General features: G+C 65.0%; 13 protein-coding genes and 1 tRNA gene. 4 read left to right on the top strand and 10 right to left on the bottom strand.

Annotated features, from left to right (window positions below):
- Nucleotides 1–103: 103 nt before the first annotated feature.
- From ACFU4Z_RS32520 to ACFU4Z_RS32495, 6 genes are all read right to left on the bottom strand, one after another.
- Nucleotides 104–865, bottom strand: coding sequence for an ABC transporter ATP-binding protein (locus ACFU4Z_RS32520; RefSeq protein WP_379070915.1), 762 nt, complete (start codon nt 863–865; stop codon nt 104–106).
- Nucleotides 866–873: 8 nt separating this feature from the next.
- Entirely contained in the window at nt 874–1,893 is a 1,020-nt protein-coding gene (locus ACFU4Z_RS32515) for an ABC transporter ATP-binding protein (protein ID WP_379070912.1), read from the bottom strand.
- Nucleotides 1,890–3,323 (bottom strand): branched-chain amino acid ABC transporter permease, encoded by a 1,434-nt coding sequence (locus tag ACFU4Z_RS32510; protein WP_379070909.1) that lies wholly within the window; start codon nt 3,321–3,323, stop codon nt 1,890–1,892. Before ACFU4Z_RS32510 ends, ACFU4Z_RS32515 begins: the two co-directional genes overlap by 4 nt.
- Nucleotides 3,320–4,357: a branched-chain amino acid ABC transporter permease gene (locus tag ACFU4Z_RS32505; RefSeq protein ID WP_366527537.1), complete on the bottom strand. Its 1,038-nt coding sequence runs from the start codon at nt 4,355–4,357 to the stop codon at nt 3,320–3,322. Before ACFU4Z_RS32505 ends, ACFU4Z_RS32510 begins: the two co-directional genes overlap by 4 nt.
- A gap of 96 nt (nt 4,358–4,453) precedes the next feature.
- Nucleotides 4,454–5,650 (bottom strand): branched-chain amino acid ABC transporter substrate-binding protein, encoded by a 1,197-nt coding sequence (locus ACFU4Z_RS32500; protein WP_379070905.1) that lies wholly within the window; start codon nt 5,648–5,650, stop codon nt 4,454–4,456.
- Between the two features lie 240 nt (nt 5,651–5,890).
- The gene (locus ACFU4Z_RS32495; protein WP_378678818.1) at nt 5,891–6,508 is read right to left on the bottom strand and encodes an ANTAR domain-containing response regulator; all 618 of its coding nucleotides are present in this window, start codon (nt 6,506–6,508) and stop codon (nt 5,891–5,893) included.
- A 222-nt stretch (nt 6,509–6,730) separates the two neighbouring features.
- Between ACFU4Z_RS32495 and ACFU4Z_RS32490 the strand changes: the two genes are divergently transcribed.
- The 4 genes from ACFU4Z_RS32490 to ACFU4Z_RS32475 all read left to right on the top strand — a co-directional run bounded on the left by ACFU4Z_RS32490 (nt 6,731) and on the right by ACFU4Z_RS32475 (nt 8,914).
- Nucleotides 6,731–6,817: transfer RNA gene (locus ACFU4Z_RS32490), tRNA-Leu, on the top strand.
- 146 nt (nt 6,818–6,963) lie between these two features.
- Nucleotides 6,964–7,476: a phenylacetaldoxime dehydratase family protein gene (locus ACFU4Z_RS32485; RefSeq protein WP_379070901.1), complete on the top strand. Its 513-nt coding sequence runs from the start codon at nt 6,964–6,966 to the stop codon at nt 7,474–7,476.
- Nucleotides 7,477–7,750: 274 nt separating this feature from the next.
- Nucleotides 7,751–8,371, top strand: coding sequence for a low molecular weight phosphatase family protein (locus ACFU4Z_RS32480; protein ID WP_379070898.1), 621 nt, complete (start codon nt 7,751–7,753; stop codon nt 8,369–8,371).
- A 132-nt stretch (nt 8,372–8,503) separates the two neighbouring features.
- Entirely contained in the window at nt 8,504–8,914 is a 411-nt protein-coding gene (locus ACFU4Z_RS32475; RefSeq protein WP_379070895.1) for a hypothetical protein, read from the top strand.
- Nucleotide 8,915: 1 nt separating this feature from the next.
- Here the strand turns inward: ACFU4Z_RS32475 and ACFU4Z_RS32470 are convergent, their stop codons facing one another.
- From ACFU4Z_RS32470 to ACFU4Z_RS32455, 4 genes are all read right to left on the bottom strand, one after another.
- Nucleotides 8,916–9,824: an acyl-CoA thioesterase gene (locus ACFU4Z_RS32470; RefSeq protein ID WP_379070893.1), complete on the bottom strand. Its 909-nt coding sequence runs from the start codon at nt 9,822–9,824 to the stop codon at nt 8,916–8,918.
- A gap of 1 nt (nt 9,825) precedes the next feature.
- Entirely contained in the window at nt 9,826–11,244 is a 1,419-nt protein-coding gene (gene pyk, locus ACFU4Z_RS32465) for a pyruvate kinase (RefSeq protein WP_379070890.1), read from the bottom strand.
- Between the two features lie 102 nt (nt 11,245–11,346).
- The gene (locus ACFU4Z_RS32460; protein WP_379070887.1) at nt 11,347–12,015 is read right to left on the bottom strand and encodes an amino acid ABC transporter permease; all 669 of its coding nucleotides are present in this window, start codon (nt 12,013–12,015) and stop codon (nt 11,347–11,349) included.
- 12 nt (nt 12,016–12,027) lie between these two features.
- Nucleotides 12,028–12,753, bottom strand: a complete 726-nt coding sequence (locus tag ACFU4Z_RS32455; protein ID WP_379071022.1) for an amino acid ABC transporter substrate-binding protein — start codon at nt 12,751–12,753, stop codon at nt 12,028–12,030.
- Between the last annotated feature and the right edge of the window lie 208 nt (nt 12,754–12,961).

Below are 12,961 nucleotides of genomic sequence, written 5' to 3'. Positions count from 1 at the left end.
CGCCGTCGCGTCCGGCGGCCGGGGGCCGCGCGCTCCCCCCCCCGCCCCCCCCCCGCTGCCCCGCATACCCCCCCGCCCCCCCCACCGATGAGCACGACTTTATCTATCCGACGCCCAGATAGGCCGACTTCACCGCGGGATCGGTGAGCAGGTCGCGACCGGATCCGGACTTGGTCACCTCGCCGGTCTCCAGGATGTAGGCACGGTCGCTGCGGGCCAGCGCCTGCTGAGCGTTCTGCTCGACGAGCAGCACCGTGGTGCCCTGCTTATTGATCTCCGAGATGATCCGGAAGATCTGCTGAATCACCATGGGCGCCAGCCCCATCGACGGTTCGTCGAGCAGCAGCAGCCGCGGCCGCGCCATCAACGCGCGGCCGATGGCCAGCATCTGCTGCTCGCCGCCCGACAGCGTGCCGCCCACCTGTTTGCGCCGTTCCTCGAGCCGAGGAAACATACCGAACACCCATTCCAGGGTGGTGTCGTACTCCGATTTCGGCTCGAATGGCCTTGCGTAGCAGCCCATGTCGAGGTTTTCCTGCACCGTCATGCCGGGGAAGACACCGCGGCCTTCCGGTGCTTGGATCAACCCCAGCTTGACCCGCTCGTGTGCCTTCATATGGGTGATGTCGTGGCCCTCGAACAAGATGCGGCCGCGGGTCAGCGGCAGCAGCCCGGACAGGGCGCGCATCGTGGTGGTCTTGCCCGCACCGTTCGCGCCGAGCAGTGTCACCAGCTCGCCGGGCGCCACCTGCAGCGAAATCCCGTGCAGCGCCTGGATTCTGCCGTAGTTGACGACCATGTCCGTGACTTCGAGCAGCGGGCCCGATGCGTCGCCGGGGCTGTCGGATTGCCTGTGTGATGCCATCGCCGTCCCTACCCGTCCGTCCCGTGTGTGTCGTCCGCTGGCCCCGGCTGAGCGCCTTTGTCCGGCGCACCTGTGCCGTCGTCGGGCACACCGAGGTAGGCATTGATCACATCGGGGTTCTCGCGGATGTCGGCGGGCAGACCGTCGGCGATCTTGCGCCCGAATTCCAGCACCACAATGCGGTCGGTCACGCCCATCACCAGCCGCATGTCGTGCTCGATCAGCAGGACGGTGAACCCGTCGTCGCGGATCTTGCGGATCAGATCCATCAGCGCGGACTTCTCGCTGGGGTTGAATCCGGCGGCGGGCTCGTCGAGGCAGAGCAATTTCGGCTCGGTGGCCAGCGCGCGGGCGATCTCCAGCCTGCGCTGATCGCCGTAGGACAGATTGCGCGCCTTCTCCACCGCACGCGGTGCGATGCCGACGAACTCGAGCAACGCCATGCCGCGTTCGATGGCCTCGTGCTCCTCACGGCGATGCCGTGTCGTGCGGAAGATGGCGCCCGGCACCGAGGTTTTGTGCCTGGCGTCGGTACCGACCACCACGTTCTCCAGCGCGGTCATCTCGGCGAAGAGCCGGATGTTCTGGAAGGTGCGTGCGATACCGAGCCGGGTGATGGCATTGCGCTTGGTCTTCGTCAGCGGCTTGCCATCGAAATAGACCACGCCCGACGACGGCCGGTACACACCGGTGATCGCGTTGAAGCAGGTGGTCTTGCCCGCACCGTTGGGCCCGATCAGCCCGAGGATTTCGCCGCGGCGAATCTCGAAACTCACGTCGTCCAATGCGGTGAGACCGCCGAACTTCACGGTCAATCCGTCGGTGCGCAGCAGCGCTTCACCCACCGGCGTCTCGATCTCACGGCTCGGCGCAACCACCTCCGCGACCGCTTCCGCATCGCCGAGTTCCGGCAGCACGGCCGTCACATCGACGACGCCGGCGCTCGGCGTCGCTTCCGGTTCGGCGGCATAGCCGGCCGACATGTCCTCGTTGTCGAATAGCGCGTCTCCCGCGCCCGGCCCGGTCATGCCTGTTCCCCGATCACTTCGTTACCGAACGGTTTGCGTACGGCCCGGTATACCTGCCGCCCGTAGGCCAGCAACTTCTGTCGCACCGGGAACAACCCCTGCGGCTTGAAAATCATCAACACGATGAGCGTGATCCCGAAGAACAGGTACTTGAAGTCGCCGAGCGACTGCGCGCCCTGCTCGTGGAACTTCAGCACGTTCCCGAGGATGATCAACATCCCGATCACCACGACGATCGCGCCGCCGAGATAGCCGAGACGCACCCGCCGCTCCAGATCCCGTGCCCAGCGCTTCCACCCGACGATCAACGCGATAATGCCAACGATGGCCAGTACGAGCAGGACGTAACCGACGACGGTCTGCCCGACCAGCTGCACCGACAGCAGCCGGTTCGGGAGGTACACGATGATGAACGCGCCGACGATCACGCCGAGCTTGTTGCCCTGACCGCCGATGACGACCGCGCAGAGGAACAGCATCGAGTTGATGATGTTGAACCCGCTCGGATTCACGAACTGCACCTGGCCCGCGTACAGCGCACCGGACAGCCCGCCGACCGCAGCGCCGATCATGAATGCCCACAGCTTGAACTTGAAGGTGGGCACCCCCATGATCTCCGCCGCGTCCTCGTCCTCGCGGATCGCGACCCAGGCCCTGCCGACCCGGCTGCGCTCCAGATTGCCGACGATCAGTAGCACGACGATCACCAGAACCATGCCGACCCAGAACCACCAGATGCCGGAGTTGGCCCTTGCGAAGATATTCGAGGCTTCGGAGTCGCCGACATTGCCCGCGGAGAACACACCGTTGGGCCGCTCCGCAGACTCACCGACGCGGGGATAGGCGATGCCGGACAGGCCGAGGCTGCCGTTGGTGAGGTCGCCGAGATTGTCGGCGAGCAACCGGACGATCTCGCCGAAGCCGAGCGTCACGATCGCCAGATAGTCGCCGCGCAACCGCAGCGTCGGTGAACCGAGAATCAGACCGGACACCGCGGTGACCGCAGCCGCCAGCGGCAGACAGGCCAGCCAGGCCCAGTCCTCACTCAGCCAGCCGCCGTCGGTCTGGTTCCACGGGCTGTTGGGACTCGTCAGCAGACCCACCGTGTACGCGCCGACGGCGTAGAAGCCGACGTACCCGAGATCGAGCAGACCTGCCTGTCCGACAACGACATTCAGGCCGATGGCGAGCAGTGCGTACATCGCGAACTGGGCCATGACGCCGCCGAAGCTGGTACCTGGGGTGTCCAGGAACGGCGGGGGGTAGAGCGGCAGCAGCGCCAGCAGAATGATGGCGGGCACGCCGACGCCCCACTGGGCGGGCCGCGACAGCCCGGCCCACCAGGTCCGCAGTGCGTCACCGACGCCGTGCTTCGGGGTAATTTCCTGCCCGCTCATCGGTGGCGGCGGGCTCTTTACCGTGTCGGTCATGCGCGCGCCTTTCCGAGGCTCTCACCGAGAATGCCGGTCGGGCGAATCATGAGCACCAGAACCAGGACAACGAACGCGACCACGTCACGCCATTCGGTACCGAAGAGGATCTGGCCGTAGTTCTCCGCCAGCCCGAGCAGCAACCCGCCCAACAGCGCGCCCCGCAGATTGCCGATGCCGCCGAGCACCGCGGCGCTGAACGCCTTGATGCCCAGGATGAAACCGCCCGAGTAGATGATCCCGTTCGGAATCTTGAGCGCGTACAGCAGCGCGGCCGCACCGGCGAGCACGCCGCCGATGAGGAAGGTCAACATGATGATTCGCTCCCGCGAGACACCCATGAGCGTCGCGGTGTCGGGATCCTGTGCCACCGCCCGGATGCCGCGCCCGAACTTCGTCCGGTTGATCAGCACCTCGGTGGCGATGGCGAGGATGACGGCGGCGACGATGATCACGATCGTCACATTGGTGACATCCGCGCCGCCGAAGCTGAACTGCTTGGTCGGCTCGACCAGCATGATCGGCTTCTGTGCGTTGGTACCGCCCAGCTTCGGCCACACCTTCGGCACCACGAAGTGCATGACCTCCTGGATCACGAAGGAGGCGCCGATGGCGGTGATCAGAAAGATCAGCGGTTTGGCTCCCCGCTTGCGCAGCGGTCGATAGGCCACCCGCTCCAATCCGACTGCCGCGGCGCCGGATACGGCCATACCGAAGATCATCGCCAGTGCGAGATAGGTGATGGTGAGAACGATGCCTTGGGAGTAGACATCACCGCTCGGTGAAAACCCGAGCAGCATAAGCCCGACATACTGGCCGAACAGGCCGAGCATGAAGATTTCGGAATGGGCGAAATTGATCAGCCGCAGTACGCCGTAGACCAGGGTGTAGCCGACAGCGACGAGTGCGTATATCGCACCGTAGGACAATCCGTCGACGGTCAGTCGCCAGAAATCGTCGATCACTCCTTGATAGTTGAAGTCGATCGAGCCGCCGGCTAGTTGTACAGCACCGGCCAATACTGTTGAAGTCATTCGTAATTCGCCCTCATTCATTCGCCCTCACGAAACAGCAGCACGTATAGGGATTCGCGCGAACCCCCATACGTGCTGCGCGTTTCGTGGTGCGGGTTACTTGACTGTGTAGATCCAGATCAGTGCATTGGTCAGTTCCCCGTTGGGGTTCCACTTGTACTGACGTGCCAGACCGGGACCGTCGTAGGACCGCACGTACTCGAGCAGTTCGGGACGGGTCACCTTGCCGCTATCGATGCCCTTGCTCAGGATCGTGGCCAGGTCGTAGGCCTCGACCGAGTAGACGCCGGGCGCCTGTCCGTTGAGCGCCTCGTAGTCCTTCGCGAACTTCTCCGGGGCCGGACCACACGGGCAGGTCAGCGTCGCGCCGTTGGCCGAGCTACCCGCCTGCGAAAGGAACTGCGGATCGTTGACGCCGTCCGGGCCGATGAAGACGGCCTTGACTCCACCGGACTTCAGCTGCTGCGCCAGCGGTGCGCCCTCGGCGTAGTACCCCGAGTAGAAGACCGCGTCCGCGTTCGCGCTCGCGATCTTGGTGACAGTCGCGGAGAAGTCCTTGTCACCGGTCTTGATGCTGGCCGCGCAGCTCGGATCAGCCGCGGCGCCGAGGCCCTCGGTGATGCTCTTGGCCAGGCCGGTGCCGTAGTCGCTGTTGTCCTGGACGACGCAGACCTTCTTGTAGCCTGCGGTGCCGACGAGGTACTTGGCGACCGACGGACCCTGAACGTCGTCGTTGGCCAAGCCGCGGAAGAACGTATTCCAGCCGTTCTGCGTGAGCGTGGCGTTGGTGGCCGAGGAGGTGACCGAGACCAGGCCCGCATCACTGAGGATCTTGCCGGTCGCCTTGGTCTCACCGGAGAACGCGGGACCGACCAGGCCGATGATCGACTTGTCGTTGACGATCTGCGGGATGACCTGGGTGGCCTTCTGCGGGTCGCCCTCGGTGTCGAACTGCTTGAGCTCGATCTTGCAGCCCGCGTTCGCCTTGTTGTGCTGATCGAGCGCCAGCTTCACGCCCTGCACGATGTTGATGCCGAGAGCCGCGTTGGGACCGGTCAATGCGCCTGCGAAAGCAATCGTGGTTCCGGCCGGACACGTCGCCTTGCCGTCGCCCGCCGGATCGGTGGCCTTGGCCGGATCGGTCTTCGGGACCTGCTTGCCGTCGATGTCCACCTGTGCCACCGGCTGGATGGACAGGCTTCCCGCACCATTCGTGCCGGATGAACCCGATTCGTTGGTCGATTTGTCACTGCAGCCCGTCAGCACGAGTGCAGCCGCGGCACCGGCTACCAATACTCCTCGTGTCGAACGACTGCGCCATATCGAACTAAGCACGTCCCTCACCTCTACGTCCTGTACTCCCTCGGCTCGCCGAGGAGGCCGACCACGTCGGCCCGGTCAGAACATAGCGTTGCCACGTTAGTTCCGCATCACATTCGCGTCATGCGAACGACATTGTTTCGAATTCTTCTTCGTGAATGCGTTTCAACGAAGTAAATTTTCCGGCCGCGACCGGCCAAGGCCCTCATCGGGTCACTTCGGGGCCAGGTTCTCCAGCACCACCTCGGCTACCGCTTTCATGGTAGTCCGGCGGTCCATCGCGGTGCGCTGAATCCACTTGAATGCCTGCGGCTCCGACAACCCCTGCGTCTGCATGAGGACGCCCTTGGCCCGCTCCACCAGTTTGCGGGTCTCCAGCCGATCGGAGAGATTGGCGACCTCGCTCTCCAGCGCGGTGATCTCGTGGAAGCGACTCGCCGCCAATTCGATGGCGGGGACCAGATCGGATTTCGTGAACGGTTTCACCAGATACGCCATCGCGCCCGCGTCGCGCGCCCGCTCGACCAGATCGCGCTGACTGAACGCCGTCAGAATCACCACCGGCGCAACGCGTTTCGACGCGATTTCGGCCGCGGCGTCGATGCCGTCGCGGCGTGGCATCTTCACATCCATGATGACCAGATCCGGCCGATGCTCCACCGCGAGATCGACGGCCTGCTGACCGTCACCCGCTTCGCCGACAACCTGGTAGCCCTCTTCGGTCAGCATCTCCACCAGATCCATACGGATCAGCGCCTCGTCCTCCGCGACGACGACCCGCTTCGCCCCGGCGTCCCGCTTCGTGCCGGCGCCCCCTGCTGTACTGCTCATAGGTAGACCCCTCTGGTTCCGATGCCTGTCCCGACACGCCGAAGGGTGGCCGTGGCCCATGTGCCGGTCCATCGGCCCACCGTTGCGCTGTCGAGTGATGTAAAGAGTACCTTTCACTTCGGCATAGAACCCATATACCCTGCGCAAACCGCCCGTCCGGGCCGCAGAGGGGAACCCATTCGCTTTCGACGCCACCCACCCGCTATGCTTTCCAACCGATGCGCCGATTTGGCGGAACTGGCAGACGCGACGGTCTCAAAAACCGTTGTCCGAAAGGACGTGTGGGTTCGAGTCCCACAATCGGCACCAATGAAGCAGGCGGCCCGTGCTCATCGCGAGCGCGGGCCGTTTGTCTTGCCGACGCCCCGGCTCGCACGGTCGACCCGGATTCCTACTCAGCGCGTACTTCCCGCGTAGGGTGAGCAGCACACACCTCGGTTTCGGAGGTCCCCAGCATGCGAGTGAACAGAACTACAGTCGATCTGTCCGAGTATCCGGACCTGGTGGTCGTCTACCTCGGGATGCGGGTGCGCCGACCGCGCGGGTTCCTGCGCCTGCTCGGGCTCGGGCCGAAACTCTATAAGTCACACAAGGATCAGCCCGAGGGGCTGCTGCTGCACGAGGACGTGGTCTGGGCGCTGTTTCCGCCACACTGGGGGGCGCGGCAGTACTGGCGCGATCTGGACAGCCTGGAGCGGTGGACGCGCTCGGCGCCGCACCGCGATTGGTGGCAGAAGTTCCTGCGCGACTCCGGCGGCACCGGATTCTGGCACGAGGCCTATTTCCTGCGCGGCGGGATCGACGCCATGTACGACGATATGGAGACCACCACCGGGCTCGCGCGCTTCGCGCCCGTCGTCGCCTCGCGCGGCCGGATGTTCTCCACCCGCGGCCGCGTCCACGACGAGGCCGCCAAGGTGGCGCCGGTGGTCGACGAATCCGCCTACTACGGAACCGAATCCGACTGACGGCCGTTCCGGCGGACGGCCGCGGCTTCCCAGCGGTGACGACATCGCTCGGCGACACCATGATTCAATTCATTCATATCGGGTAACTACGCGGATACGCCCAGACCTCGATGACGGGCCGGCCACCGGTCGGCAACGCCCGTCGAGCGTCTCTCCGAATACGAGGGCGTGCTTCGTGTACGCCGCGCAACGCACAGATGAATATGTGCTCGTGGCGATGTGATTCGCGGCCGGACCGCTTCTGAATCGTTATCTGCCGTCCTACCGTATCCCCATGCACGTCCTGTTCGTCTGCAACGGCAATGTCTGCCGTTCGGTGATCGCCGAGCGGCTTACCCGAGCCCTCGCTGTCGAACACCGCATCGCCGGCCTCACCGCGGAGAGCGCGGGAACCCGTGCGCTGGTCGGCTTCCCCGTGGAACCGCTCGCGGCCCAGACCATCTCGGGCCTCGGCGCCAACCCCGACAACTTTCGCGCGCGCCGCCTCGAGCCGGGCATGATCGACCGCGCCGATCTGGTGCTCACGATGACCGAGCAGATCCGCGACCAGGCCACGACGATGGGTTTCGGCGCGGGGCCACGCACCTTCACCCTGCTGGAGGCGCACCGTATCGCCAAAGTGACCGGCGCGCGCAGCATTGCCGATCTGCATCACGCCCGCCACGACCTCGCACTGGTCGGCCGCGAGAACATCGCCGACCCGGTCGGCCTGTCCGAGACCGCATTCTGTGAGGTCGGCGACCGCATCGCCGAAGCGCTGGTGCCGCTGCTGCTCGTGCTGGCCCCGCACGAGCAGCGCAAGCGAGTCGACGACGAACGTCCTGGTCTCGTGGTCGCGCCGGGAGCCACGCCCGCACCGCTCGCGGCATTCCTGGCGGCGCACCGGATCCCGTGACACCGGGTGCGGCGCGGGGACGCTTCCCCGCGAATTCGGCCCCGGCTGTGTTCATCATGTGCATCGAGGGTTTAAACTCCCCCGCGAACAACATTCCGCCGTTGCTGGTTCGACACACGACAGGAATCAGACATGCCGAAACGAATTTCGGATGTTTCGCTCCATGTTTATGTGACACCGGAAACCCTGGAGCGCGTCGTCGACTCGGTGCGCGCTGTGGTGGACGACCACCTCCAGGATCGTGACGTGTTCGCGTGGCGCTTCACGCTGCCGGTCGACTCCGACGCGCCGGATCACTTGATGCTCGAAACCCAGTGGCGGGTCGACCATCCCGGCCAGGAGCCGGATGGCCGCCGCACTTATGAGATCGCACTGAGCCTGGTGGGGGCCGCGCGCGATCTCACAGCATCGAGCCTGGCCGCCCTGGAGCGCAGGCTGATGCTGGAAACCTCTTGCGGCCCCACCCGATTGGCCGTCCCGCGAACCATCCGGGTACAGCGCCGCGACAGCTTCGACTTCGAGACCGAGCGCGAGCCGCTCTAGCTCAGCCCCGCGACGGGAAGTGGCGGATCAAGCCTTCCTGCACCACCGTGGCGAGCAATTCGCCGGTGCGCGAGAAGAACTTGCCCGTCGCCAACCCACGGGAACCCGCGGCGACCGGGGATTCGGTGGCGTACAGCGCCCACTCGTCGAAGCGGAACGGGCGGTGGAACCAGATCGAATGATTGACCGTCGCGGCGATGATCCGGTCGAGACCCCAGGAAAGGCCGTGTGTGGTGATGATCGAGTCGAGCACCGTGGTGTCCGACGAATAACCAAGCGTCGCAACATGAATCAGCGGATCGTCGGGCAGCCTGCCGTCGGTGCGCATCCACACCCGGTTGTGATTGAGCCGCTCGCCGGTGCCCTTCATGATCCAGGCCGGGTCGTTGGTGTAGCGCATATCGATCGGGTGCGGGGCCTTGATGAACATTTCCAGCTTGTCTTCCAAGCCTTCGAAGCTCTCCTCCACCCGCGGCAGCGTTTCCGGATCCGGAACGACCGGCTGGGTGGCGGAGTGCTCGAGACCCTTGCCCCAATCCTGGAACGCGGCGAGCATGACGAACAGCTCCTGGCCGTCCTGACTCGCGGTCACCGTGCGGTTGGCGAATGAGCGCCCGTCGCGGTGGCGGTCGACGCGGTATTCGATCGGCTTCTTCACATCGCCACCGCGCACGAAGTGCGCGTTCACCGCGTGCACCGGACGGTCGCCGACCGTCCGGCCCGCCGCCATGATCGCCTGCGATACGAGCTGGCCGCCGAACGTGCGGCTCCATACCTTCTCCGGATGCTGGCCGACGAAGACATCCTCGTCGACCTGCTCCAGATCGAGCAGGTCGAGCAACACCCGCAGATCGGAACCCTCCGTCGACGTCGAACCGACGCCGACAGCACCACTCAGGGAAGCAGTCACTCTAATGGTCCTCCTCACCTATACGGTGCACGTGGATCAGGTTTGTCGACCCGACGGTACCGGGCGGGGAGCCCGCAACGATTACCACCAGGTCACCTTTCTGATATCGCTCCATCGACAGCAGTGCTACATCGACCTGGTGGATCATCGCGTCGGTGCTGTCCACCGTAGGCACGATGAAGGTCTCGGTGCCCCAGGTCAACGACAGCTGGCTGCGCACCTCCGGCAGCGGAGTGAACGCCAGCAACGGCAGCGGGGTGTGCAGCCTGGCGAGCCTGCGCACCGTGTCACCGGACTGGGTGAACGCCACCAGCGCCTTGGCGTTGAGCCGCTCGCCGATGTCGCGAGCCGCATAGGAGATGACACCGCGCTTGGTGCGCGGCACGTGGGTCAGCGGCGGCACCCGGGTCGATTCGGTCTCCACCGCGTGCACGATGCGCGCCATGGTGCGCACCGTCTCGATCGGGTACGCGCCGACCGAAGTCTCACCCGACAGCATCACCGCGTCGGCGCCGTCGAGCACCGCGTTCGCGACGTCGGAGGCCTCGGCCCGGGTCGGGCGCGAGTTCTCGATCATCGACTCCAGCATCTGGGTCGCCACGATGACGGGCTTCGCGTTCTCCCGTGCCATCTGGATGGCACGCTTCTGCACGATCGGCACCTGCTCGAGCGGCAGCTCGACGCCGAGGTCACCGCGAGCGACCATGACCGCGTCGAAGGCCAGCACGATGGCCTCGAGGTTGTCGATGGCCTCCGGCTTCTCCAGCTTGCCGATCACCGGTACGCGGCGACCGACCCGGTCCATCACGTCGTGCACGAGTTCCACATCCGAGGGCGAACGCACGAACGACAGCGCGATGAAGTCCACGCCGAGCTTCAGTGCGAACTCGAGGTCCTCGATGTCCTTTTCCGACAGCGCGGGCACGGAGACATCCATGCCCGGCAGCGAAACACCCTTGTTGTTGCTGACCGGTCCGCCCTCGGTCACCCGGCAGACGACATCGTTGCCCTCGACGCCGGTGACCGTCAGCCCGATCTTGCCGTCGTCCACCAGCAGCCGGTCTCCCGCCTTGGCGTCCTTGGCCAGTTCCCGGTAGGTGGTCGAGACACGGTCGTGGGTGCCGACGATGTCGTCGACGGTGATGCGGACCTCTTCGCCCGTCGCCCACACCGTGCGGTCCTCGATGAATCGGCCGAGCCGGATCTTCGGCCCCTGCAGGTCGGCGAGAATACCGACCGCACGACCGAGGTGGTCGGAAGCGGCCCGCACCTTTTTATAGTTCTCGGCGTGGTCGGCGTGTTCGCCGTGGCTGAAATTCAGCCGCGCCACGTCCATGCCGCTCTCGACGAGTTCTCGAATACGGTCCTCGGTGGCAGTGGCCGGGCCGAGAGTGCACACAATCTTCGTCCGTCGCATCACGAGTAGAGCCTAGTCCCGCCGGGTGTGGTGGTCTTGTCGTGGCCTCGGTGAAACCTTGGTGAAAAATTTGCACACAAGTTGGTGGAACATACGAACGAGCGGTCATCGCGCGACATGACGGCTCAATCGCGTTTCCAGACGGGTCTGCCCGAAACCGAGTACCAGGCAGATCATCCAGTAGTAGAGCGCCGCGACACCGTAGAGGGCGAAGAAATCGAAGGTCGGGGCGGCCGCGATCTGCGCGGTCCGCAGCAACTCGGTGACCAGAATGGTCGAGGCCAGCGAGGTGTCCTTCACCAGCGAGATCAACGTATTGGACAGCGGTGGCACCGCGATGCGCGACGCCTGCGGCAGGATGATCAGCCGCATCATCATCGGATACGACATGCCAAGTGCCTGCGAAGCCTCCCACTGCCCGTCGGCCACGCTCAGAATCGCCGCACGCACTACCTCCGCCGCGTAACCGCCGACATTGAGACTGAAGGCGATCACCGCCGCCGGAAACGGGTCGAGCACGATGTGAAACTGCGGCAGCGCGTAGAAGACGATGAACAGCTGCACCAGCAGCGGCGTACCCCGGATGATCGAAATGTAGAACCGGGCGGCTGCCTGGACCGGCCACACCGGTGACATCCGTGCCAGGGCCACGAGCAGCGCAATGGCCAGACCGATGACGAAACTGATGGCCGTCAGCGGAATGGTTTTGGTGATCGTGGCCTGCAACATCGGCCACAGGTTGTGCCAGATGAGTTCCCGCGTAGCGGCATCCATGGCAGGGCGCTGCTACTTGCTGACGTCGGTGCCGAAGTATTTCTCGGAGATCTGGGCGAGTTTGCCCTCGGCGCGGAGTTGATCGAGCGCCTTGTTCACCTCGGCGACCAGTGCGTCGTCCTTACGCGCCGCGAAAGCCTGGTGGCTGGTTTCACCGGTCTTGCCCGAGACCTTCACGCTGGTGTCGCCGGTCTTCTTGGTGTACTCGGCAACGGCGAGGGTGTCGTTGACGGTGGCGTCGACGCGGCCGTTCTTCAGCAACTGGATGGCTTGCACGAAACCTTCTACCGCTTCGACTTTCGCGCCTGCGCCGGTGGCGACCTTGCTCCAGTTGCTGGTGGCCGACTGGGCGCAGGTCTTGCCGTTCAGGTCGGCGAGAGTGGTGATGCCGTTGTTGTCGGCGCGCGTGACGATGACGCCCTCGGAGGTGGTGTACGGCTGCGACAGCGAGTACTTGGCCTTGCGCTCATCATTGACCGTCACCTGGTTGGCGACCAGATCGAAGCGCTTGGACTCGAGACCGGCGAAGATCGCGTCCCACGGCGTCTGCACGAACTCGACCTTCTTGCCGAGCTTGTCGGCGACAGCCTGGACCACCTCGATGTCGTAGCCGGTGAGCTTGCCGTCGGAGCCCTGGTAGCTGAACGGGGAGTAGGTGCCCTCGGTGCCGACCTTGATCACGTTCGGGTCGTCGCTGCCGCATGCGGAAAGCCCGGTGGCGGCGACGATGGCGAGCATGGCGGCGGCGAACAACTTGCGACGCACGAAATCCCTCTCTTCGGTGCGTGGAGTGCCCACACACGACACACAGATCGACCGACGTTACGCCGGGATCGTTTCGAGGAACAGTATCGCGATCATGGAGATCGGAATGGCTTTAGCACCCGAAAAACCCGTCGGGGGGGGGGGGGGGGGGGGGGGGGGGGGCGGGGGGGGGGGGGTGGTA

Source organism: Nocardia sp. NPDC057440, assembly GCF_042802915.1.
Lineage (GTDB): Bacteria > Actinomycetota > Actinomycetes > Mycobacteriales > Mycobacteriaceae > Nocardia.
Note: the sequence above shows the minus strand (reverse complement) of the source record. Positions and strands in the feature narration are given on the sequence as shown.